This is a genomic window from Nonomuraea sp. NPDC048881 (genome assembly GCF_040649795.1).
Classification (GTDB): Bacteria; Actinomycetota; Actinomycetes; order Streptosporangiales; family Streptosporangiaceae; genus Nonomuraea.
Map to the genome: position 1 here is coordinate 180,451 of NZ_JBEZGC010000011.1, position 21,673 is coordinate 202,123.

The following is a 21,673-nucleotide window of genomic DNA, read 5'->3' on the forward strand; positions in this document are numbered from 1 at the left end:
CCGGCGGTTTTTCGTGCCCACAGAATATGCAGATCGGTCTAGAGAGGAATCGTCATGGAAGACGCCGTGGTGTTCGGCGCGACCGGCTTCATCGGCAGATGGACGGTCCTGCACCTGCTGGAACAGGGCCGCGCCGTGACGGCCGTCGCCCGCCGCGCGGACGACGGGCTGGGCCGCTGGCTGCGCGAGCGCGGCGTGCCCGGCACGCGGCTCACCGTCGTCGAGGGCGACGTCACCGCCGGGCCCGGCCTGGGGCTGAGCGCGGCCGTCGAAGGGGCGGGGGGCGTGCGGGACGTGTTCAACGCCGCCGGCGTCTACCGCTTCGGCATGGGACGCGAGGAGGCCAGGGCGGTCAACGTCGAAGGCGCGCTCAACGTGCTGAACTGGGCCGCCGCCCGTCCCGCGCTGCGCCGGCTGGTGCACGTGTCGGGCTACCGCGTCGGGCTGGACCCGCGGCCGCGCCACCCGCTCCCCGAGGCCGAGCTGGCGGCCCTGTACCGGGACAAAGGGGCGTACGAGGGCTCCAAGGCCGAGGGGGACGCCGCCGTACGGGTCGCCGCGGCGCGGCTCGGCGTGCCGCTGACCGTGGTGAACCCGAGCAGCGTCATCGGCCATTCGCTGACCGGCGAGGCCGGCCAGTACCTCGGGCTGGCCTCGCTGGTCCGCGACCTGTGGGCGGGGCGGCTGCCCGCGCTGCCGGGCGGCGCCCGTACGTTCGTCCCGGTGGTGACGGTGGACCATTTCGCCCGGTTCATGGCGGCCGTGCCCGAGCACGACCCCGAGCCCGGCGGCCTGCACTGGGTGCTCGATCCCGCCACGCCCGACCTGCCCGACCTGATCCGGCTGCTCGCGGACCACCTCGGCGTACCCGCGCCGCGCCTTCGCGTGCCGGCGGGCGTGATCCGCCGGCTGCCGTCCGCGCTGACCGGCGCCGAGCCCGAGACGCTGGGCTTCCTGACCGAGGACCGGTACGACACGGGCTCGGCCGACCGGGTCGCCGCGTCCGCGGGGCTCCGGCGGCCACCCGTGGAGGACGCGTTGCGCCGCTGGGCCGACCGGCTGGTCGCCGACCGCTTCGGGGCCGCGCCGGCCGCACGTCCCGGTGGTTTCCACAGCGTGGCGGGGTCGCGTACGTACGTGGCGGGTGAGCGTACGTCGCCGCGGCTGGTCCTGCTGCACGGGCTTCCGCTCGACGGCGACTCCTGGCACGGCGTGCTCGACGATCTCGACAGCACCCTGTCCGCGGCCCGCCCCGAAACCGCCGCGGACCGGTTTCCCGCGCTTGTCGCCGATCTGCCGGGGCTGGGGCGTTCCTCGCCGGCCGGGGGCGCGGCGTCGGACTGGCTGGCCGAGTTGCTGGAGCCCGTGCGCACCCGTCCGGTGATCGTCGCGCACTCGGCCGCCGCCGCCCCGGCGCTCCGGTACGCCGCCGCCCATCCTGGCCGGATCGCCGCCCTGATCCTGCTGTCGCCGTACTTCCTCCAGCGCCGGCCGTCCGCGCTCACGCTGCTGCTCGCGGCCCCTGCCCTCGGCAAGATGAACCCCGACCGGCTCGCGTCCACCCTCCTCGGCCCGGCGTCCCCGCCCGAGGACGCGCGGCGGGCGGTCGCGAGCGCCGCGGCCGGGCTCCGCCGTCCCGGGGTCGCCCGGCGCACCGCCCGCGTGCTGCGCGCCGCGCACCGCCCCGCCGAGCGCGCCGCCCTCCGCAGGCTGCTCGGCGGCCCCGTCCCCGTGCACCTCGTGGCCGGCGAGCTGGACCCGCTGACCGACAGCCCCCTCCCTGTGACGGTCATCCCGGGGGCCGGGCACCACCCGCACCTCACCCACCCGGCCGCCGTCGCGGAGATCGTGCGCCAGGTCCTCCTCCGGCCCGTCGTGGACGATTGCCCTCCGCCGCCCACGCCTGAAATCATGACCGGCCCGCTTCCTCACCACCTCAGGGAATCATGAGCTCCGTCACCTACACCGAGCCCGCCGAGCCCCAACCCGAGATCCCGCTCGTCGGCGGCGACGTCACCGAAGGCGTCGTACGCGTCGGCGACACCGTACGCCGCCCCGTCGGGCCCAACTCCCCGCTGGTCCACGCGCTGCTGGGGCACCTGGAGGAGGCCGGGTTCGCGGGCGCGCCGCGGTTCCTCGGCATCGACGCCGCCGGCCGTGAGGTGCTGACCTTCGTGCCCGGTGAGGTCGCCGGGCAGCCGCGGCCCGCGTGGCTGGCCGACGAGGAGCGGCTGGCCTCCGTGGGCCGGCTGATCCGGGCCTACCACGAGGCGGTGGCGGGGTTCGTCCCGCCCGACGGCGTGCGGGCGGACTTCGGGTTCACCGAGCCGCCGGGCATGCCGCCCGCGCCGCCGTACCCGACGGAGCTGGTCGGGCACCTGGACTACACGCCGGACAACATCGTGTTCCGCGACGGCGTGGCGGCCGGGCTGATCGACTTCGACATCGCCAGGCCGGCCACCCGGGTCGAGGAGCTGATGAGCGCGATGTTGTACTGGGCGCCGCTCGCCGACCCGGCCGACGCCGACCCGCCCCTGCGCGGGCTGGACGTGCCGCGCCGCTGCCGCCTGCTCGCCGACGCGTACGGGATGTCCGGCGTCGACCGTTCGCGCCTGGTCGAGGTGGCCGTGCTGCGTACCCGGCGGTCGTGGTTCTCGATGCGGCAGATCGCCGAGGAGCAGGGCGGCGGCTGGGCCCGGATGTGGGAGGAGGGCGTCGGCGACCTGATCAAGCGGCGCGAGGCGTGGCTGGAGCGCCACGGCCCGGCGATCGACGCCGCGCTCACCGCCCCCTGACCGCCCCTGCCCCGGAGGCGGCGTCCGCCTACTCCCCGGGCGGCGGCAGGCGCAGGGCGAGCAGCGCGATGTCGTCGGTACGCGGCGATGGCGCCAGCGCGAGCACCTGCTCGCAGAAGTCCTGGAGCGGGCGCCGGGCCAGCGTCGCGGCGTGCCGGCGCAGCCGGGCCAGGCTGTTGTCCAGGTTGACGCCGGGCACCTCGACCAGCCCGTCGGTGTAGAGCAGCAGCGTGCTGCCCGGCGGCAGCGGCGCCAGGGCGTCGTGGCGGGTCACGTCGTCGAGATGCACGCCCAGCAGCAGCGACTGCCCCTCCTCCAGGTAGCGGGCCTGCCCGTGCGCGGTGACCAGCAGCGGCGGCAGGTGGCCGGCGCTGGTCCAGCGCAGGATCCGCGTGTCGGGGTCGCTCTCCGGCTGGGGCGGCTCGATCCTGGCCAGGATGGCCGAGGCCGTGTGGGCGTCGCTGGCCACGGCCATGACCTTGTTGAGCCGGTCGAGGATCAGGCTGGGCGACTCCTTGTGGTCGCAGGCCAGGGCGCGCAGCATGTTGCGGAGCTGGGCCATCTGCCCGGCGGCCTCCAGGTCGTGGCCGGCGACGTCGCCGATGGCCAGCGCGGTGACGCCGTCGGGGAGCACGAACGCGTCGTACCAGTCGCCGCCCACCTGGGACCCGGCCGGGGCCGCCAGGTAGCGGGCGGCGAGCTGCAGGTGATCGACCTGGGGCAGCGCGGTCAGCAGGTGGCGCTGCATGGTGTCGACGATGTCGCGCTGCTGGCCGAACAGGCAGGCGTTGTCGGCGGCCAGCGCCGCGGTGCGGGCGATGTCGGCCACCAGCTCCACGTCGGCCTCCGTGTACGGCCGCGCCGGGTCGGTGCGCGCCACCGTCAGAGCACCCAGCACGCGGCGCGGCGTGCGCAGCGGCGCCACGATCGCCGACGAGCCGCCCAGCACGTTGAACAGGGAGTCGTGGGCGGCGGCCAGCGGCCCGTCGGGCGGCGCGGCGATCTGCTCGGGCCCCAGCAGCAGGGCCTGCTCCCCGCGCAGCACCCGGACCAGCGCCGACCGCGACGGGCCCTTCGGCAACGACGGCAGCTCGGCGAACCACGAGGGGTCCACCGGCGTGGCCCCGGCGCAGGCCATGGCCAGGCGGCGCAGCTCGCGCGGCCCGAGGAACATGTCCACCGCCGCCCAGTCGGCCAGGCGCGGCACCAGCAGCCGGCCGAGCCGCGTCATCGCCTCGCGCACGTCCAGCGTCTGGGTGAGGACGGTGCTGATCTCGGTCAGCAGGCGGAACTGCTCTGTCAGCTTCTGGGCGCGGACGAGCTCTTCGGCCTGCCGGCCGGCCGCGTCGAGGCGTTCGACGACGTCGATGAAGACCACGACGACGCCGGCCGGCTCGCCGTCGTGATGGATGGGCGAGGCCAGCCAGGCGACCGGGAGCAGCCGGCCGCCGGCGGTGGCGAAGGTGGCGAACTCGCTGCGTACGGACCGGTTCTGCCGGCACACCGTCACCAGCTCGCAGCCGGAGCGGGGCGGGAGGCTGCCGTCGAGGCGGCGGTGCAGCTTCTGGTGCGCGTCGGCGCCGCGCAGCTCGTCGGCGGGAAAGCCGAGCAGGGCCGTCGCCCCCTGGTTGACCCACGTGATGCGGCCGGCGAGATCGGTGAGGTAGATGCCCATGCCCGTGCCGTCGAAGGCCGCCCGCAGCAGCCACTCCGCCGGCCGGGCGCCGGAACCGGAGCCGTCCGGCCGGTGTCCGGCGTCGCCCCCATCAGCCATCATCACACTACGTTATCGGATGATTACTGACATGCCGACCTCGTGTACCCCGGAACGTGCCGGGCCGGCGCCGGCCGGGCTAGGACCAGGGGAAGGCGCCGCCGGCCATGGTGCTGCTGAGGCGGCGATCGGCGGCGCCGGGGGTCTCCGAGGGCACCAGCATGCGCAGCCGCAGCCGCGAGCCGAGGCCGGTCCGCTCCAGCGCGACCGAGTCGCACAGCTGCTGTATCACCCACAGGCCGAAGCCGTGGGACGCGGTCGGGTCGACGCCCGCGGTGTCGAGGTGGTCGGGGGTCAGGCGGCCCGCGGTGTCCAGGATCTCCACGCAGACGCCGATCGGGTCCCGGGTCGCGGTGACCAGGCCGGCCGAGCCGCCATGGTCGAGGACGTTGGTGACGGCCTCGTTCACCGCGAGCACCAGGTCCTCCAGCCGCTCGCCGGACAGTCCGCTGTGGTGGCCGTGGATGCGCACCAGGTCGCGGATGAACGCCAGATCGGCGCTGATGGGACAGCGCAGCTCGAACTCCACAAGCATGATCGTCTCGTCTGTCGGAGGTCGGGAAGGGGTACGCCGGCCCCTTTCAGCTTTCCCGTCGAGCGATCGTCAAACGCGCCGGCCGCTCGCCGTCGAGCTCCTGGGAGGGCTCACGGGATGACGGCCTGGGCGAGGGCGATGCCGCACCAGGCCGCTCCGAGGCCGGCCGCGATGCCGGCCACGGCGTTGAGCGCGGCGTAGGTGCGGGCGCCGTTCTGCAGCAGCCGCAGGGTCTCGTAGCCGAAGGTCGAGTACGTGGTCAGCGCCCCGCACAGGCCCGTGCCCAGCAGGGCCTGCGCCGCGCCGGCGGCGGGCAGCGCCAGCAGGAAGCCGAGCAGCGCCGAGCCCGTCACGTTCACGGTGAAGGTGCCCCACGGGAACAGGCTGTCGTGCCGGGCCTGGACGGCGCGGTCGATCAGGTAGCGGGCGGGCGCGCCCACGGCGGCGCCCAGCACCACCAGCAGCAACGTCGTCACGGACGCCTCCCGCCGCGCGGAGCCCGCGCGGCCCGGTCGGGACCGGTCTCGGCGGGGGTGGTCTCGGCAGGGGTGGTCTCGGCAGGAGTGGTCTCGGCGGGAGTGGCGAACCGGCCGAACAGCCCGCGGCCGAGCACCTGGCCCAGGAAGACCGCGGCCAGTGCCGCGAGCAGCGTGACCGCCAGGTAGGCGAGCGCCGTGCGCGGCTGCCCCGCGGCCAGCGCCCCGTGGGCGTCGGCGATGGTGGTGGAGAACGTGGTGAACCCGCCCAGCACCCCCACCCCCAGGAACGGCCGGGTCAGCGGATGGGCCCGCCAGACCTCGGTGATGGCCACCATCAGCAGCCCGATCAGCAGGCAGCCGGTGACGTTGACGGCCAGCGTCGGCCAGGCGAACCCGCCGGGCGGCACCGGGAAGGCGGTCAGGACGGCGTAGCGGGCGAGCGCGCCCAGCACGCCGCCGGCCGCGATGACGGCCAGCGTGGCGACCGGGGCGCGGGCCAGCTCGCCGCGCTGGGCGGGCACGTGGAGGTCGACGTCGGGATCGACCGCGGCCCGCGGATCGACCTGCGCGCCGGCGCCTCCGGCGGCATGCGCGCCACCGACCTCCTCCCCTTCGGCGGCGGCGTGCGCGCGGCCGGGTTCGGGTTCGGGTTCGGGGGGACGAGCATGGGTCATGAGGCATCTCCTACCAGCACATGAGCGTGGCACATCTCTGGCAGGGACCGTTGGCGGCGACACCGCGGTTACCCCCGGACGGGCGGGAGGCGGCGGGCCCCACCGCCGCGGCTCCCGGCACGGGAAGCCGCCCCCATCATACCGGCGACCACCCCACACCCCACCGCCGAGAGGTGTCCCCCACAGGCAACCAGCCCCCGGCGTCAACCGCCGAGCGACAACCAGACGCGGTCGGGCAGGACGCGGGCCGCCTCGTCCAGGTCGATGTCCGGCGCGCCCGCCAGCCACCGTCTGCTCACCTCGGCCACCGGCCCGATCAACAGCATCTCCACCTGCGCCGCCGGCAGCCGCGCCACCGTCCCCTCCGCCATGCGCGCCCCGATCCAGGCGTTCAGCCGGGCCAGCCGGGACGCCTTGGCCGCGGCGATGCGCTCGGCGTACGGGCCGAGGTCCAGCGCGTACGGCGCCGCGTGGATGAAGCGGGCCTTGTCCGGGTGCGAAGCGGTGAAGCCGAGGTAGGCCGTCACGGCGCGGCGCACGCCGTCACGGGCGTCGGCGGTCTGCTCGGTGACGGCGACCAGCGTGTCGAGCAGCTCGTCCATGCACCGGCTGTACAGCGCGGCGGCCAGCCCTTCCAGGCTGCCGAAGTGGTGGTAGACGCTGCCCATGCTGACGCCGCTGCGCGTGGTCACCGCCCGGAGGGTGAAGTCGGCGGGGTAGACCTCCAGGGCGGTGTCCAGGAGCCTGCGCACGGTCTCCTCGCTGCGCCGGTGCCGGGTCATCGCACCGCGGCCAGCGCCTCGGCCTCGTCCCAGACGCGCCGGGCCAGGTCGGCGTCCAGCGCCGGGCCCTGCAACGGGACCTGGCGGCCCTGGTCGAAGTACCGGCCGTTGCCGGCAGCCCCGGTCAGGGAGACGACGTGCCGCGCGCCTTCCTCGGGCGCGGCCCAGCTGCGCTTGGCGGCCTTGAGCAGCCAGCCGAGCGGGCCGCGGCGGTCGCCGAGCCCGGTGCGGATGACGCCGGGGTGCACGGCGTCGATCGTGATCCCGGCCGTCCGCCAGCGTTCGGCGAACAGGGGCACGGTCAGCAGGTTGCACAGCTTGGTGTCGGCGTACGTGCGCATCGGCGAGAAGGCTGCGCCCACGGCCGTGCGTCCGGGTTCGGCCCGGCCCTTGACGTACAGGCCGGCGGTGACCTGCACCACGCGTCCGAGCCGGTCCTCCAGCAGGTGGTTGAGCAGGAACGGCGCCAGGTGGTTGACCGCGAACGACTCCTCCAGCCCGTCCTCGGTCAGGACGCGGCGGGCGGGCCAGAGGCCGGCGTTGTGGACGAGCACGTCGATGCGCGGGCAGCGGTCCAGCAGGTCGCCGGCCAGCCGCCGGACCGACTCGGCCGTGGTGAGGTCGCCCGCCACGGCCTGGACGTCGCCCCCGATCCGCGCGGCGGCCTGCCGGCCCCGATCCGCGTCCCGCGCGACCAGCAGCACCGTGTGCCCGTCGCCGGCCAGCCGTTCGCACACCGCGTACCCGATGCCCCGGTTGCCGCCGGTCACCACCATGATCGACATATCAGAGCATTTTTCTAGAGAAATGATCTAATTTCAAGAAGATGGCCGGTCCGGCTTGACCTGGAGTTCGCTCCAGCCCCCAGACTCCCGTCCGGGGCCTCGTACAGAACGTGACGAACTGGGGAGACAGCATGAAGTATCGGACGATCGGCACGAACCCGGACACCCGCCGCGAGGTGAGCGCGCTCGCCCTCGGGGCGATGTTGTTCGGCTCGGTGACCGACGAGAAGACGTCGTTCGCCATCCTCGACCGCTACGCCGAGGCCGGCGGGACGTTCATCGACACGTCCGACAACTACGCCTTCTGGGTGGACGGCGGCCAGGGCGGGCAGAGCGAGGAGCTGCTCGGCCGCTGGCGGCGCAGCAGCGGCGCCGGGGACGAGATCGTGATCGCCACCAAGCTGGGCGCGCGGCCGCTCGCGCCGGGCACCAGCTATGTCGACAACGCCGAGGGCCTGTCCGCCAAGATCATCAGGGAGTCGGCCGAGCGCAGCCGCGAACGCCTCGGCGTGGACCGCATCGACCTGCTCTACGCCCACATCGAGGACCGCACGGTGGAGGTGGCCGAGACCGTCGAGGGCTTCGGCGCCCTGGTGGCCGAGGGCACGGTCGGCCTGCTCGGGGCGAGCAACCACGCGATCTGGCGGGTGGAGCGGGCCCGCGCCCTGGCCGCCGCCTCGCGGGTGGCCGGGTACGAGGTGCTGCAGTACCAGCACAGCCTGCTGCGCCCGCGCTTCGACGTGCCGGAGTCGATCTTCCAGGACGGCAGCCTCGGCCACGCCGGAGCCGAGCTGCTGAGCTACCTGCGTGCCGAGCCCGCCCTCACCCTGGTCGCCTACTCGCCGCTGCTCGGCGGGGCCTACACCCGGCAGGACAAGCAGGTGCCGCCGGACTACGACCACCCCGGCACCCCGGCCCGCATGGCGGTGCTGCGCGAGGTCGCGAAGGAGTGCGGGGCGAGCCTGAACCAGGTGGTGCTGGCCTGGCAGATCGGCTCGGCGTTCCCGGTGATCCCGCTGGTCGGGGCGTCGTCGGTGGCCCAGCTTGAGGAGAGCCTGGCCGCCGTGGACCTGGAGCTGACCGACGACCAGCGCGCCCGCCTGGACGCCGCCCACTGAAACCCCGCCCGCCCGATGCCGCATAGGGCTCGGGGAAGCGGCCGGGACGCCGTGCCTGAGCCCGATTCGCCCGGGTAAGGATGGGGCTCATGTTCATCAAAGCGTGTCTGAACGGAAGCCGGGCGGCGGGCGAGCACCCCCGGCTGCCCCTGACGCCCGCCGAGCTGGCCGCCGACGCCGTGGCCGTGCGGCGGGCGGGGGCGGGGGCGGTGCACGTCCATCCGCGGGACGCGGCGGGGCACGAGTCGCTGGCCGCCGCCGACGTCGGGGCGGCGACGTCGGCCGTCAGGGCGGCGGCGCCTGGGCTGCCCGTGGGCGTGTCCACCGGCCTGTGGATCACGGGCGGCGACGCCGCGGCCCGCCTGGACGCGGTGACCGCCTGGGCGGAGCTGCCCGCCGGCGCCCGTCCGGACTTCGCCTCGGTGAACCTGTCGGAGCCGGGGTTCGGCGAGCTGGCGCGGACGTTGCTGGCGGCCGGGATCGGGGTGGAGGCGGGGGTGTGGACGCCGGCCGACGCCGCGACGCTGACCGCCTCGGGCCTGGCCGGACGCATGACGCGCATCCTCGTCGAGGTGATCGACGCGCCGTCCGAGGAGGCCGTCCCCCGGGCTGCGGCCATTCTGGACCGCCTGGACGGGTCGCCCGCCCCCCGCCTGCTGCACGGCGAGGGGCCGGCGACGTGGCCGCTCGTGGCGGAGGCCGTACGGCGGGGCCTGGCCACCCGGATCGGCCTGGAGGATACGCTGCTCGACCCGGACGGCGGCCCGGCCGAGGACAACGCCGCCCTCGTCGGCCACGTCCTGGCCATCGCCCGCCCCGGCGGGTAGAAGGCAGCGCGCCGGGTGGTAGGGACAGCCCCCGGATGAGGGTGGGTGGTGCCGTGACTGTGGCGAAGCCGCCGATTCGCCACAGTCGGGACATAGCTTGATCGACGCGACAAGGAGTCCCGATGCCTTCCTCCGCCGCCCGGCGCGCACTCGCCCTGCTCGTGATCGTCCCGCTGGCGCTCGCACCGATGGCTCCGGCGTTCGCCGCCGAGCGGGCGCCGTCGGTGCAGTCGCGGCTGGACGCCCTCACCGCCTCCCCCGACGTGCCCGGCGCCGTGGCCTACATCCGCCACCCGGATGGCCGGACCACGACGGTCGTCTCCGGCACCGCGCGGCGCGGCACGAAGCAGCCCATGCCCGGCGCCGACGGCCGGTTCAGGATCGCCAGCGTGAGCAAGTCGATCATCGCGGCCACCGTGCTGAAACTGGCCGACCAGGGCAAGGTGAACCTGGACGAGCCGGTCGAGACGTACCTGCCGGGGGTCATCCGCGGCAAGGGCATCGACGGACGGGACATCACCGTGAAGATGCTCCTGCAGCAGACCAGCGGCCTGCCGGACTTCACCCCCGTCGCCGACTGGTCGAAGATCGGCAAGCAGGACCTGCTCAAGCTGGCCCTCTCCCTCGAACCGACGCCGCGCGGCCGGTTCGCCTACTCCAACACCAACTACATGGTCCTCGGCCTGGTCGCGCAGGCGGTGACCGGGCGCGACTTCCGCGTGGTCAGCCGTGACCTGGTGCTGAAGCCGCTGGGAATGCGGGACACGTACTGGCCGGCCGAGGGCGAGACCGGCATCCGCGGCCCGCACGCGCACACCTACGGCGTGCACCCGCTGCACCCGAAGGACGGCGTCGTCGACGTGACCCGGCTGCCCGGCCACGCGCTCGGCGCCAGCGGCGGGCTGGTCTCGACGCCGCGCGACCTGAGCACGTTCTGGCGGGCTCAGTCCGTCACATCCGGTTCGTACGTCGACGTCGACCGGCCCGGCTGGCCCAAGGGCGCCCGCTACGGCTACGGCGTCATGGAGATCCCGCTGAGCTGCGGCGGGAAGTTGTGGGGGCACGGCGGCGACGTCCCGGGCGTGTCCACCTTCAGCGGCCGCGACCGCGACGGCCGCACGGTCACCGTCTACGCCACGGGTTCGGCCAACGGCGGCAAGGCCCGCGATCTCCTGATCGCCGCCTTCGACACCGCCCTGTGCACCCGCTGACCGGCCCCGCGCGCCCGCTAGGCGGACCGCCGGCTCAGCACGGGATCGGCGACCAGCCGGGCCGCCGGGCACAACGTCTGGCCGTGCTCCCGGAACAGCTCGTCCCGAGAGCCGAAGTAGCCCGGGTCCGCGCGGACCCGGGCGGACAGATCGCACTTGGGTGAGGACGTGCCGTCCCAGTCCACGACCGTCCGGGTGACGGCGTCGAAGATGGTCTCGGGGCCGTCGTTGCTGAAGCCGGAGGTGACGCACAGGCCGTCGAACAGCTCGGAGATCGGCACCCAACCCCCTTCGAGCAGGAACTCCGGCCACGCCAGGATGACGTCGGCGGGGACCAGCGCCCGCATCCGGGGAAAGCGCGAGTGCCAGAACGCGCCGTCGACCACCCGGCCCCTGACCCGGGTGGCGATCCCCCGGGCGCGGGCCAGCGCCTCCAGCACGGCCATGCGCTGGCTGCACGAACCCCGGCCGCGGGCGACGGTCACGGAGACCGGCTGCTCGTCGTTCATCGCGTACACCGGGCGGACGGTCCGGCTGACCAGGGTGTGCGCGGCGCGTACCAGGGCGCGCGGCGGCGTCCCCTCTCCGGGGAGTCGCGCGGCCAGGGCGGTGACGCGGGGGTGATGCCAATCGAGGATGGCCGTGGCGGCGGTGCCGAATAGTCCACCTTCACTCATTCCCGCCACGGTAGCCCGCCCCCTTCGGGAACGTGCCGCCGCCCCCGTCGCGACGTGGGTCAGCGGTTCATGTCACGGCGCAGGGCCGGGAGCCGGGGCTCGTCGTCGGTCCAGGCGGCCGTCCTGATCGCCTCGTACGAGCGGTCCTGGCCGATCGTCGACTCCAGGGCCAGCGGCAGGCCGGTGGCGGTGTCCACGACGAACCGGTATCGCTCACCCGGCCCGGCCGGCCGGCTGACCGCCTGGCCCTTACGGCCGAGCGGGTCGGTGGCCTCGTTCTCCGCGCTCGCCCCCGGGAGCGCGGCCAGCATGCGGTACGTCGCCGCCCGCACCTCCGGCGAGGTCGGGAAGTTCATGACGAGCCGCACGCCGGTCTCGAAGAGCTGGGCGTTCATGTCCACCCGCTCCTTGCCGTACCCCTTGGACACGACGCGTTCGAGGGTGTCGCGCAGCCCTTCCGGGGTGGTCGGCAGGGCGTTCAGGGTGGCGGGCGTCATAGGCGTGCCCAGCAGGGTGAGCGTCTTGCCGCTGTCGTCGCGTACGGCGTCGCGCTCGCCGGGGCCGACCTGCAGCTTCACCGGGGGCGTGCCCCCGCTCAGGGTCCAGGTCCGGGGGGAGCCGGCGGCGCGCCAGGCCGTCTCGTCCTCGGGCGTCGCCGGCTCGGCGCCGAGGTCCTGGCGGATCACCCAGGTGGGGCGGTCGGCCGCCTTGGGGAGCCAGAGCTCGATCGAGCGGGTGGTCTTGAGGGTGTAGTGGCCGCCCGGCGCGCGTTCGTACCGGCCGATGACGCCGTCGCGCCTCCAGTACGCGCCGTCGCCTGCGACGGGGGTGACCGAGCCGGCGGCGGCCAGCAGGATGTCACCGGCCGAGAGCCGGGCGGGCGCCGCGGATGCCGTGGGTGTCGAAGGCGTCGAGGGGGCGGTGAGGAAGGTGGCGGCCACGGTGACGGCGGCCGCCCCGGCCAGGCTCGCCCCCACGAGCGGCCAGCGCCGCCGACGCCTCCCGCCGTCCGGCAGTGCCCGCAGCGCCGGGCGCCGCTCCTCCCCGCGGACGCCGGCGTCCATGGGGGAGGCGTAGGCGTCGGCGAGGCGGGCGCGGCCGTCGGCCAGCACCTCGGGGGTGGGGGGCGGGGCCGCGTAAAGGTCGCGGATCAGGGTCAGGTCCTGGTTCAGGTCATCCACGGGAGTCTCCAAGCAGGGGATTGACGCCGCCCAGGGCGGCGCGAAGCTTCCTTCTGATGCGGTTCAGCCGGGAACCGACCGTTCCCGACGGGATGTCGAGGGCCTGGCCGATCTCCTGGTAGCTCAGGTCGGCCAGCGCCAGGAGCAGCAGGACGTCGCGGTCGGCGTCCGGCATCGCCTGCAGGGCCGCCACCAGGTCGTCCTTGACGCCCGCCGCCGCCAGCCGTCCGGCGACCAGGTCCTCGTGCCCGTCCTCGGTCTGTTCGCCGGTGAGCGTCCCTTCCGGCGCCCGTTGCATCGCCTGCAACCGGCGCAGCTCGCTCCGGCGGTGCTGGGCGACGACGTTGGTGGCGATGCCGTACAACCAGCCGCGGACCACGCCACGGCCGGAGTCGAAGCCGGCCCGGCCGTGGAAGGCGGCCAGGAAGATCTCCGCGGTGAGGTCGTCGGCGGCCTGGGTGCCGAGGCGGCCGGCGACGTACCGGTGGATCTCGGGAAAGTAGCGGTCGTAGAGCACCCCGAACCTCTCGGGGAGGCGCAGGGACTCGGCGATCGCCTGCTCGTCCTCGACCGTCATGGTTTGTGTCACACCCCTACTTGGCGGGAGCGCCCGTCCTTCTTCACGCCCTCTCAGCCTGTGAAGAGGGGGCGGGCATTCCGCCAAGAAGACATGTGATCCTCAGAACGACAGCGGTCTCAGTGACCATCGCGCTCCTCGGAGCCGTCCCTTCCGGCCTGCCGGCCCCGCCGGGCGGCCCCGCCCGTACCGTGACGCTGATCACGGGAGACCGGGTGAGCCTCGTCGCCGACGGCGTGCGCGTCGCGCCCGGCAAGGGCCGTACGGGCGTCGTCTTCAGCACGGAGAAGATCGGCGACCGGCTCCGCGTCGTCCCCGGCGACGCCGTCCCCCTGCTGGCCGCCGGCCGGCTCGACCCCCGCCTGTTCGACGTGACGACCCTGCTGGAGTACGCCCCCGGCGCCCTGCCCCTCATCGTCGCGGGCCCGGACGCCGCCCGCCGGCCGGGCCTGGCCGCCAATGGCATGGCGGTGACCCGCGACCTGCCCGCCGTGAACGGCGCCGCCGTACGGTTCGACGCCGCCGCCGGCTCCTGGCCGGACCTCAGGGCCTCGCTCGCCTCCGGCACGGGAAAGATCTGGCTCGACGGCCGGGCGTCCCTGTCGCTGGACGCCAGCGTCAAGCAGATCGGCGCCCCCGCCGCCTGGGAGAAGGGCTACACGGGCGCCGGGGTGAAGGTCGCCGTCCTGGACTCCGGCATCGACGACACCCACCCCGACCTGGCCGGCAAGGTGGCGGCCCGCCGGAACTTCACCGACACGGACACCGCGGCCGACCTCACCGGGCACGGCACCCATGTGGCCTCGACCATCGCCGGGACCGGCGAGCGTTACCGCGGTGTCGCGCCGGGCGCCACCCTGCTGGACGCCAAGGTGTGCGCCGACCGCTGGTGCGCGGAGTCGGCGATCCTGGCCGGCATGCAGTGGGCCGCCGAGCAGGGGGCCAAGGTGGCCAACCTCAGCCTCGGCTCGCCGGACGCCCCCGGCCTGGACCCGCTGGAGGAGGCCGTCCGGACGCTGACCGAGCGGTACGGCGTGCTGTTCGTCGTGGCCGCCGGCAACTACGGCAAGCCGGGCACCGTCGCCTCGCCCTCCACCGCGGACGCGGCCCTGTCGGTCGGCGCGGTGGACCGTGCCGACCGCCTGGCCGTCTTCTCCAGCACCGGTCCCCGCACAGGCGACTCGGCGTTGAAGCCCGACATCACCGCGCCGGGCGTCGCCATCCGCGCCGCGCGTGGCAAGGACTCCCCCGGCGACGGCCCGTACGTCGAGATGTCGGGCACCTCCATGGCGGCCCCGCACGCCGCCGGGTCGGCTGCGATCCTGGCCGGGCTGCGCCCGGACTGGACGCCTGAGCAGCTCAAGGCCGCCCTCATGGCCACTGCCCGGCCGCAGCCCGGCACCGGGATCTACGCCCAGGGCGCGGGCCGCCTCGACGTGGGCCGCGCGATCGGCCAGACGGTGACCGCCTCCCCCGCGTCGGTCAGCTTCGGCGTGCTCGCCTGGCCGCACGACGACGACGAGCCGGTCACCAGGAAGCTGGCCTACCGCAACGACGGTCCTGAGCCGGTGACGCTGCGCCTGTCGGCGCGGGCCGGCGCGGACGTGTTCGAGGTGTCGCCCGGCACGCTGACCGTCCCCGCGGGCGGCCGGGCGGAGGCGACCGTCACCGCCAACACCCGGGGCGACGTGGCCGACGGGCCGCTCGGCGGCTACCTGGAGGCCACCGCCGAGGACGGCACGACCGTGAGCACGCCGCTCGCCGTGGTCAAGGAGGGCGAGAGCTACGACCTGACCCTCGACCGGCCGGGCGCCGCGGACGCGCAGACCACCCTCTACCGGACGGACGTCGACCGGAAGGACTGGAACCCGGTCACCGTCCAGCCTGGCGGCAGGGTCACGCTGCGGCTGGCCAAGGGCACCTACGTCGTCGACAGCCGGTCCACGGACGGCGAGGGTCTGACCATGCTCGTCCATCCCGGCCTGCGCCTGGACCGGGATCAGTCCCTGCGGCTGGACCCGGCTCAGGCGCGGCCGGTGTCCATCGCGCCGCCCGACCCGGCGGCCAGGCACCTGATGACCGAGGTGACCTACAGCGGCCGCACGCGGGACGGTTCCCCCTACTACCTGGGCGCGGAGGCCACCATGTTCGACGCCGCGCCGGGCATCCGCACCGCGCAGGTCGGGGCCGGCCGGTACGACCTGCTGACCAAGGTCGCCGGCCAGTGGGCGGTGCCGGGCCCGGACGGCGACCTGGCGGGCAGCGCTCAGGCGTACCGGCTGGCGTGGTTCGTCCAGGGCCAGGTGCCGACCGGCTTCAGCCGCCGGGTCGGGCGCGCGGACCTGGCCACGATCCGCAGGGACTACGGCGCGCCGGCGGCCGGCGCGGACGCGAGCGCCGCGAGCGCCGCCTGGCCCGCGGAGGGACGGTTCTTCAGCATCATGTTCGTGACCGACTTCCGGCCCCCCTTCACGCACACCGAGTACGTCAACACCGGCGGCGGTCTCCGCTGGCAGAACATGTACACGGAGACGGGCCCGACCTGGGGAGCCGACCTGATCTCGACCCCCCGCAGGTACGAGGCGGGACACGCCTACGACGAGACCTGGAACCGCGGCGTCTTCGGTCCCGCGCCGGTCACCGAGGAGGGCACTCCTCCCGTCTCCCGCGCGGGCGACGTGATCTCCGCGTTCCCCTTGCTGTACGCCGACGGGGCCGGTCATCCGGGGATGTCGAGCGTGTCCGGGGCGCGGATCGCCCTCTACCGGGACGGCGAGCTGGTGGCGGAGGAGCCCGCTCTGGGGGCGCGGTTCGGCGTGCCGGCCGGGGAGGCGGCCTACCGGCTGGAGGTGACGGCCGAGCGCGGCCCGGAGCTGCTCTCCACCCGTACGGCGGTCGCCTGGACGTTCCGCTCAGCCGGTGGCCGGGACGGCGCGCTGCCGCTGCCGGTCGTCGTCTTCTCGCCCCCGCTGGACCCGGCGAGCGGCGCGCCCGCCGGCCGGGCGTTCGCGGTGCCGGTGTCCGTGCGCGGGCAGGCGGGGGCGGCGCGGGAGCCGGCCGTGGAGGTCTCCTACGACGACGGCCGCACCTGGCGGGCGGCGAAGGTCGCGGGCGGCGCCGTACGGCTGCGCCATCCGGCCGGGGCGGGCTTCGTCTCCCTGCGCGCCCGCGCCGCCGACACCGGAGGCAACACCGTGGAGCAGACGGTGATCCGCGCCTACCGGATCGGGTGACCCACCGGCCGGTGAAGGGCGCGGGGCGCGTGGAGCGCTTGGGTAACTTTGGGGAAATTTCCGATTTTGCCGTCATTTCCAACCACAAACCGCGATGATCAAGGTCGGCCGGATGCCCACGGGGGGCGCACCGACCGTTGATTGGAGCCCCATTTTGCGGAGAAGACTCCCACTGTTCGCCACCGCCTTCGTGGCGCTGGCGGCGTTGATCCCGGTTCCGGCGGCGAACGCGGCGACGACCGCGAAGCCCGCCACCACCACGACGAACACCATCACCTGGGCGCCCTGCGAGGAGGAGCCCAGCGCCGAGTGCGGCAAGCTGACCGTGCCCATCGACTGGGCGCAGCCGAGCGGGCCCTCGATCGACCTCGCGGTCGCGCGGCGCAAGGCCACCGACCCGGCCGCCAGGGTCGGCTCGCTGGTGATCAACCCCGGCGGTCCGGGCGGGTCCGGCGTGGAGGCCGTCTACGGCGCTCCCGGGTCCTACACCGAGGAACTGCAGCAGCGGTTCGACATCGTCGGTTTCGACCCGCGCGGCGTGGGCCGCAGCCACCCGGTCATCTGCTCGGCGTCGGTCTACAACCAGATGCCGCCGACCGTCATGCGCAGCCAGGCCGACTTCGACGCCTGGAACGCCTTCACCAAGAAGCTGCACCCGGACTGCCGGGCCCGCACCGGCCCGCTCTACGACCACGTGGACTCCGTCTCCGTGGCCCGTGACATGGACGCCCTCCGCGCCGCCCTCGGCGAGGAGAAGCTCACCTACTACGGCATCTCGTACGGCACCCTGATCGGCCAGATGTACGCCGAGCTGTTCCCCGGCCGCATCCGGGCGCTCGCCCTCGACAGCAACATGGACCACAGCCTCGGCGTGAAGGGCTTCTTCGCCACCGAGGCCCTGGCCGTCGAGGACGGCTTCGACCAGTTCGTCGGCTGGTGCGAGCAGGACACCAGTTGCGTGCTGAACGGCCGCGACATCCGCGCGATCTGGAAGAGCCTGCTGGACAAGGCCCGCCGCGGCGAGCTGGTCTACCCCAGCACCGGTCAGCGGATGACCGAGCTGCAGGTCATCTACAACGCCGCGCTGGGCAACGAGGGACCCGACTGGCGCACGCTGAGCGAAGTGATCAACTGGCTGAACGGCGGCCCGGCCCCCGAGTGGGTGCCGCCGCTGCCCGGCCGGGGCCCGGTGGAGGGCGACGTCGCCGAACTGCCGACCCGGATCCTCTGCCAGGACTACAACCTCAAGGTGAACAGCTACGCCGAGTACGCCGACCTCATGCGTACCGCCGGCCTCCTGGCGCCGGACACGAAGTACCACCCGTACCCGACCGACGACCTGCCCATCTGCCTCAACTCGGGCGCCCCCGCCAACCCGCCGCACTCGCTGCGGTACACCGGCCAGGCCCCGCTGCTGCTCGGCAACTCCATCCACGACCCGGCCACGCCGTGGATCTGGGCGGCCAACGCCACCCGTCAGCTCGGCCCGAAGGCCGTGCTGCTCACGTACGAGGGCTGGGGTCACCGCATCTACGGCAAGGACAAGTGCCAGACCGACATCATCGACCAGTACCTCATCGACCTGAAGGTGCCGCCGCAGGGCACCCGATGCGCCGTGGGCACGCCTGAGGAGACGCTCAAGAAGCAGACGAAGCGGGCGTGGCCGTCCGACTCGCTGCCCTGGGCCGGATAGTCCGCACGGCACGGGTACGGCCCCACCGCGGGCCGTGCCCGTCCCCACAAAGGGATATTTGCCCTGGCCAACCCCTCGGTATGGACAATTCAGCGTAAGAAGGTAGCTGACGAGGGGGTGAGCCATGATTGAGGTCAAGAGCATCGACAAGCCCGACGAACGGCGCGACTTCCCCAAGGGCCACCTGGAGATCTGCGAGCTGAGCGGCCTGACCTTCGGGGTCGCCACGTTCGAGCCGGGATGGCGTTGGTCGGAGTCCGTCAGGCCGATCGCCGGCACGTCGTCCTGCCAGGTGCATCACAACGGGTTCGTGGTCTCGGGCCGGATGCGCCTGCGCATGGACGACGGCACCGAGGCCGAGGCGGGGCCGGGCGAGGTCTTCGTCTGCCCGCCCGGACACGACGCCTGGGTGGTCGGGGACGAACAGGTCGTCCTGTACGACTTCGCGGGCGGCGCCGCCGACTACGCCAAGGCGAGGAACGGCTGACGCCGCGCGCGCTCCGGACGGGCGCCGCTAGGCGGGCGCGTGCGTCCGTCTGGGAATGATCTCCTCCAGCGCCTCGGCGACGGTGGCGCGTACGCCGAGACGTCCTTCCAGGCCGGTGATGCGCATCAGTCTGGCCGGTTGCGGGGTCGGCGCGGCGACCATCACCGTCCGTCCCGTGGCGGTGATGCGTTTCCACGCGCCGATCAGCGCGCCGAGTCCGGCCGAATCCATGAAGCCGACGTCGGACAGGTCGATCAAGGTGACGGCGGCCGGCGTGCCGTCGAGATAGCCGGTCGCCCAATGCTCGATGGCGTCGGCGGTGTGCAGGTCAAGGTCCCCGGCCGGATGCAGCACGACCGTTTCTCCTGCGGAGTTGGCCAGGAGCCGGAAAGTGTCCACTTTCACTGCTATCACTTCCCCTCTTGGTCCGCTCTCCCCTGGTCATCGGCCGACAAACCCCGTGACCTGCCCGCTGGACGCAGCGCCGCTGCTCAATGCGGATTTTTTCGCGAAGCAATTAGCGATGCTCCGCGCGGCCATTCCCGATGCGAATGCGCGGCCATTTCCTCGACGCCGGGCGCACGCCCGTACATAAGTAAAGAAATGCTGGGCAGCGGCAATGAAACGTGATCGCCGACGTTCGAGGAGAGTGAGAACCATGGTCCTGCTCGGCCTGCTGCTCATGGTCGCCGGGTCGGCCGCCGTGGTCGTCCTGTTCACCCAGACGACGACCACCGCCACCGCCGCGCTGACGCTGATGGGCGTCACCTTCCGGGTGGGTGACCTGGAGCTGTTCGCCGCGGGAGCCGCCACCGCGGCCGCGTTCATCTTCGGCGCCTTCCTGATCGCCGCCGGGACGGGCCGCAGGCTGGCCCGGCGCCGCGAGCTGCGCCGCCTGCTGGCCGAGCGCACCGACGACCAGCCCGCCACGGACCAGGACGAGCGCCGCACGGCGGACCGGCCCGCCGACCGTTCGGTGGCCACCGGGCGCACCGCCGACCGGCAGCCCGACTCCGCCCCCGCCGCGCGGCACCGGACGCCGGCCGACCGCCTGGTCGCCGGCCGCCGCCGCCCGGCCACCGGCTGACCCCGGGCCCGGACGGGTCAGGCAGGCAGGGCGTCGGTCGTGGGGACCACCAGGCCGAACAGGTCGCCGATGGTCGTCAGGGCGGCCTCGTGCAGCACGTCGGCGGGCAGCGGCGCGCCGCCGGGGCCGGCCAGTGTGCGGGTGGCGCAGGCGTCGGCGACGACCGTGGGCCGGTAGCCCAGCCGGAAGGCCCCCTGAGCGGTGAAGGTGACGCACATGTGGGTCATGAACCCCGCCAGGACCAGGTCGGGCCCGGCCTCCATGCCCGCCAGGACGTCCTGGAGCTCGGTCTGGTGGAAGGCGTCGGGGAACGTCTTGACCACCACCGGCTCCCCCTCGCGCGGCGCGACCGGCGCGCTGATCGCCCCGATCTCGGCGCGGACGTCGTACGGGCTGCCGGGGCCGCCGTCGTTGACGACGTGCACGACGCGGGCCCCGGCGGCGCGGGCGCGCTCCAGCAGGCGGGCGCCGGCCGCGAGGGCCTGTCCGGCGTCCGGCAGGGCCATGACGCCGGTGCTGTAGGTGTTCTGGTAGTCGATCAGCACGAGGGTCGAGTCGGCCAGCCGGGCGGGCTCGGCCGGCAGGCCGACGACCTGGCGCAGGGTGGGCGAGACGGTGCTGCTCATGGCAGGGGTTTCCTTTCGGGCAGGCTCGCGCCGCCGCCCGGCTCGGACGGCGTACGCGCGGAGAGAGGGGATCAGGCCACCGTGCGGAAACGGCGGCGGTAGGTGCCGGGGCCGGTGCCCAGACGGCGGCGGAAGGCGCGGTGCAGGGTCTCCACCGAGCCGAGCCCGCTGTCGGCGGCCACCCGGGGCAGCGGCAGGTCGGTGGTCTCCAGCAGCCGGCGCGCCACCTCGACGCGCGCCGACTCGACGTACGCGGCCGGGGTGAAGCCGGTCTGCTGCCGGAACACCCGGGTGAACTGACGCTGACTCAGCCCCATCCGCGCCGCCAGCTCGACCGTGGTCAGCTCCTCGGCGAGGTGCTCGGCGATCCACAGGCGCAGGTCGTCGATGTCGCGGCGGCCCGAGGCGGCCCGGGTCAGCGGGACGCTGAACTGGCTCTGTCCGCCCTGACGCTTGAGGTAGACGACCAGTTCGCGGGCCACCGCGAGGGCCGTCTCCTCGCCGTGGTCCTCGGCCACCAGCGCGAGGGTCAGGTCGAGGCAGGCGCTGATGCCCGCGCCCGTCCAGATCCGGCCGCTGGAGCGCAGGAAGATCGGGTCGGGGTCGACGGTGACCCTGGGGTGGTCCGCGGCCAGTTGCCCGGCCGTGGACCAGTGGGTGGTGGCGGTCAGGCCGTCCAGGAGGCCGGCCTCGGCCAGGATGTGCGCGCCGACGCACACCGAGGCCACCCGGCGGGCGCCCGGAGCGGTCCGCCGTACCCAGGCGACCACCTCGGCGTCCGTCAGGGCGCGGGGCCCGTCGGGCGTGACGGTCACCGCGCCGGGCACCACCAGGGTGTCCACCTGGTCGCCGACCTGGTCGAACGTCAGATCGGCGACCAGCCGCACCCCGGCGGACGTGGTGACCTGGCCGCCCTGGGGCCCGGCCAGCCGCACGTCGTACAGGGCGCGACCGGCGACCCGGTTGGCCAGGGCGAACACCTCGGCCGGGCCGGTGACGTCGAGCAGGTCGACGTCCGGGAAGAGCGCGATGACGACGCGGTGGGCAGCGGGCATGACCCGATTCTCACCGAACTGGCGGAATGTCCGCAACGACAGTTATCTGGCACATCTGGCCATTGAGCAGGCGGCGG

21 protein-coding genes are annotated in these 21,673 nt (G+C 74.1%); 9 read left to right on the forward strand and 12 right to left on the reverse strand.

The features are described 5' to 3' along the window. Positions 1 to 54: 54 nt before the first annotated feature. Positions 55 to 1,950 carry an alpha/beta fold hydrolase gene (locus tag AB0C33_RS34280; RefSeq protein WP_358294914.1) on the forward strand — a complete coding sequence of 632 codons (1,896 nt, stop codon included), beginning with the start codon at positions 55 to 57 and terminating at the stop codon, positions 1,948 to 1,950. Next, positions 1,947 to 2,795 carry a phosphotransferase gene (locus AB0C33_RS34285; protein ID WP_358294916.1) on the forward strand — a complete coding sequence of 283 codons (849 nt, stop codon included), beginning with the start codon at positions 1,947 to 1,949 and terminating at the stop codon, positions 2,793 to 2,795. Before AB0C33_RS34280 ends, AB0C33_RS34285 begins: the two co-directional genes overlap by 4 nt. Positions 2,796 to 2,823: 28 nt before the next feature. On the opposite strand, the gene AB0C33_RS34290 is transcribed toward AB0C33_RS34285, so the two are convergent. The 6 genes from AB0C33_RS34290 to AB0C33_RS34315 form a co-directional block, all read right to left on the reverse strand. Continuing rightward, a complete protein-coding gene (locus AB0C33_RS34290) occupies positions 2,824 to 4,572 on the reverse strand; it encodes a SpoIIE family protein phosphatase (RefSeq protein WP_358294918.1) in 1,749 nt (582 codons plus the stop codon). 76 nt (positions 4,573 to 4,648) lie between these two features. Further along, positions 4,649 to 5,104, reverse strand: a complete 456-nt coding sequence (locus AB0C33_RS34295; protein WP_358294920.1) for an ATP-binding protein — start codon at positions 5,102 to 5,104, stop codon at positions 4,649 to 4,651. 110 nt (positions 5,105 to 5,214) lie between these two features. Then, positions 5,215 to 5,580, reverse strand: a complete 366-nt coding sequence (gene crcB / locus AB0C33_RS34300; protein WP_358294922.1) for a fluoride efflux transporter CrcB — start codon at positions 5,578 to 5,580, stop codon at positions 5,215 to 5,217. Continuing rightward, a complete protein-coding gene (locus AB0C33_RS34305) occupies positions 5,577 to 6,257 on the reverse strand; it encodes a CrcB family protein (RefSeq protein WP_358294924.1) in 681 nt (226 codons plus the stop codon). The genes crcB and AB0C33_RS34305 overlap by 4 nt, the downstream gene beginning before the upstream one ends. Before the next feature lie 203 nt (positions 6,258 to 6,460). Beyond that, complete coding sequence (locus tag AB0C33_RS34310) at positions 6,461 to 7,039, reverse strand: TetR/AcrR family transcriptional regulator (RefSeq protein ID WP_358294926.1); 579 nt, start codon at positions 7,037 to 7,039, stop codon at positions 6,461 to 6,463. Continuing rightward, positions 7,036 to 7,824, reverse strand: coding sequence for an SDR family NAD(P)-dependent oxidoreductase (locus tag AB0C33_RS34315; RefSeq protein WP_358294927.1), 789 nt, complete (start codon positions 7,822 to 7,824; stop codon positions 7,036 to 7,038). The genes AB0C33_RS34310 and AB0C33_RS34315 overlap by 4 nt, the downstream gene beginning before the upstream one ends. Before the next feature lie 131 nt (positions 7,825 to 7,955). On the opposite strand from AB0C33_RS34315, the gene AB0C33_RS34320 reads away from it, so the two are divergent. From AB0C33_RS34320 to AB0C33_RS34330, 3 genes are all read left to right on the forward strand, one after another. After that, positions 7,956 to 8,942: an aldo/keto reductase gene (locus tag AB0C33_RS34320; protein WP_358294929.1), complete on the forward strand. Its 987-nt coding sequence runs from the start codon at positions 7,956 to 7,958 to the stop codon at positions 8,940 to 8,942. A gap of 89 nt (positions 8,943 to 9,031) precedes the next feature. Further along, a complete protein-coding gene (locus AB0C33_RS34325; protein WP_358294931.1) occupies positions 9,032 to 9,769 on the forward strand; it encodes a 3-keto-5-aminohexanoate cleavage protein in 738 nt (245 codons plus the stop codon). A gap of 122 nt (positions 9,770 to 9,891) precedes the next feature. Continuing rightward, positions 9,892 to 10,980, forward strand: coding sequence for a serine hydrolase domain-containing protein (locus tag AB0C33_RS34330; protein ID WP_358294933.1), 1,089 nt, complete (start codon positions 9,892 to 9,894; stop codon positions 10,978 to 10,980). 17 nt (positions 10,981 to 10,997) lie between these two features. On the opposite strand, the gene AB0C33_RS34335 is transcribed toward AB0C33_RS34330, so the two are convergent. From AB0C33_RS34335 to AB0C33_RS34345, 3 genes are read right to left on the reverse strand one after another with little or no spacing between them, the layout of a single operon-like run. Beyond that, entirely contained in the window at positions 10,998 to 11,657 is a 660-nt protein-coding gene (locus AB0C33_RS34335) for a transglutaminase-like domain-containing protein (protein ID WP_358294935.1), read from the reverse strand. Positions 11,658 to 11,716: 59 nt separating this feature from the next. Beyond that, complete coding sequence (locus AB0C33_RS34340) at positions 11,717 to 12,838, reverse strand: CU044_5270 family protein (RefSeq protein ID WP_358294936.1); 1,122 nt, start codon at positions 12,836 to 12,838, stop codon at positions 11,717 to 11,719. Continuing rightward, a complete protein-coding gene (locus AB0C33_RS34345) occupies positions 12,831 to 13,415 on the reverse strand; it encodes an RNA polymerase sigma factor (protein ID WP_358294937.1) in 585 nt (194 codons plus the stop codon). Before AB0C33_RS34345 ends, AB0C33_RS34340 begins: the two co-directional genes overlap by 8 nt. Before the next feature lie 122 nt (positions 13,416 to 13,537). On the opposite strand from AB0C33_RS34345, the gene AB0C33_RS34350 reads away from it, so the two are divergent. From AB0C33_RS34350 to AB0C33_RS34360, 3 genes are all read left to right on the forward strand, one after another. After that, positions 13,538 to 16,648 carry a S8 family serine peptidase gene (locus AB0C33_RS34350; RefSeq protein WP_358294938.1) on the forward strand — a complete coding sequence of 1,037 codons (3,111 nt, stop codon included), beginning with the start codon at positions 13,538 to 13,540 and terminating at the stop codon, positions 16,646 to 16,648. A gap of 154 nt (positions 16,649 to 16,802) precedes the next feature. Then, the gene (locus AB0C33_RS34355) at positions 16,803 to 18,341 is read left to right on the forward strand and encodes an alpha/beta fold hydrolase (RefSeq protein WP_358294939.1); all 1,539 of its coding nucleotides are present in this window, start codon (positions 16,803 to 16,805) and stop codon (positions 18,339 to 18,341) included. A gap of 124 nt (positions 18,342 to 18,465) precedes the next feature. After that, positions 18,466 to 18,828, forward strand: coding sequence for a cupin domain-containing protein (locus tag AB0C33_RS34360; protein ID WP_352360762.1), 363 nt, complete (start codon positions 18,466 to 18,468; stop codon positions 18,826 to 18,828). A gap of 27 nt (positions 18,829 to 18,855) precedes the next feature. Here AB0C33_RS34360 and AB0C33_RS34365 read toward each other — a convergent pair whose 3' ends face one another. Further along, positions 18,856 to 19,242: an STAS domain-containing protein gene (locus AB0C33_RS34365; protein WP_358294940.1), complete on the reverse strand. Its 387-nt coding sequence runs from the start codon at positions 19,240 to 19,242 to the stop codon at positions 18,856 to 18,858. Between the two features lie 235 nt (positions 19,243 to 19,477). On the opposite strand from AB0C33_RS34365, the gene AB0C33_RS34370 reads away from it, so the two are divergent. Then, complete coding sequence (locus tag AB0C33_RS34370) at positions 19,478 to 19,915, forward strand: hypothetical protein (RefSeq protein WP_358294942.1); 438 nt, start codon at positions 19,478 to 19,480, stop codon at positions 19,913 to 19,915. A gap of 17 nt (positions 19,916 to 19,932) precedes the next feature. Here the strand turns inward: AB0C33_RS34370 and AB0C33_RS34375 are convergent, their stop codons facing one another. After that, complete coding sequence (locus tag AB0C33_RS34375) at positions 19,933 to 20,541, reverse strand: cysteine hydrolase family protein (protein WP_358294943.1); 609 nt, start codon at positions 20,539 to 20,541, stop codon at positions 19,933 to 19,935. 71 nt (positions 20,542 to 20,612) lie between these two features. After that, a complete protein-coding gene (locus tag AB0C33_RS34380; RefSeq protein ID WP_358294945.1) occupies positions 20,613 to 21,596 on the reverse strand; it encodes a helix-turn-helix domain-containing protein in 984 nt (327 codons plus the stop codon). Between the last annotated feature and the right edge of the window lie 77 nt (positions 21,597 to 21,673).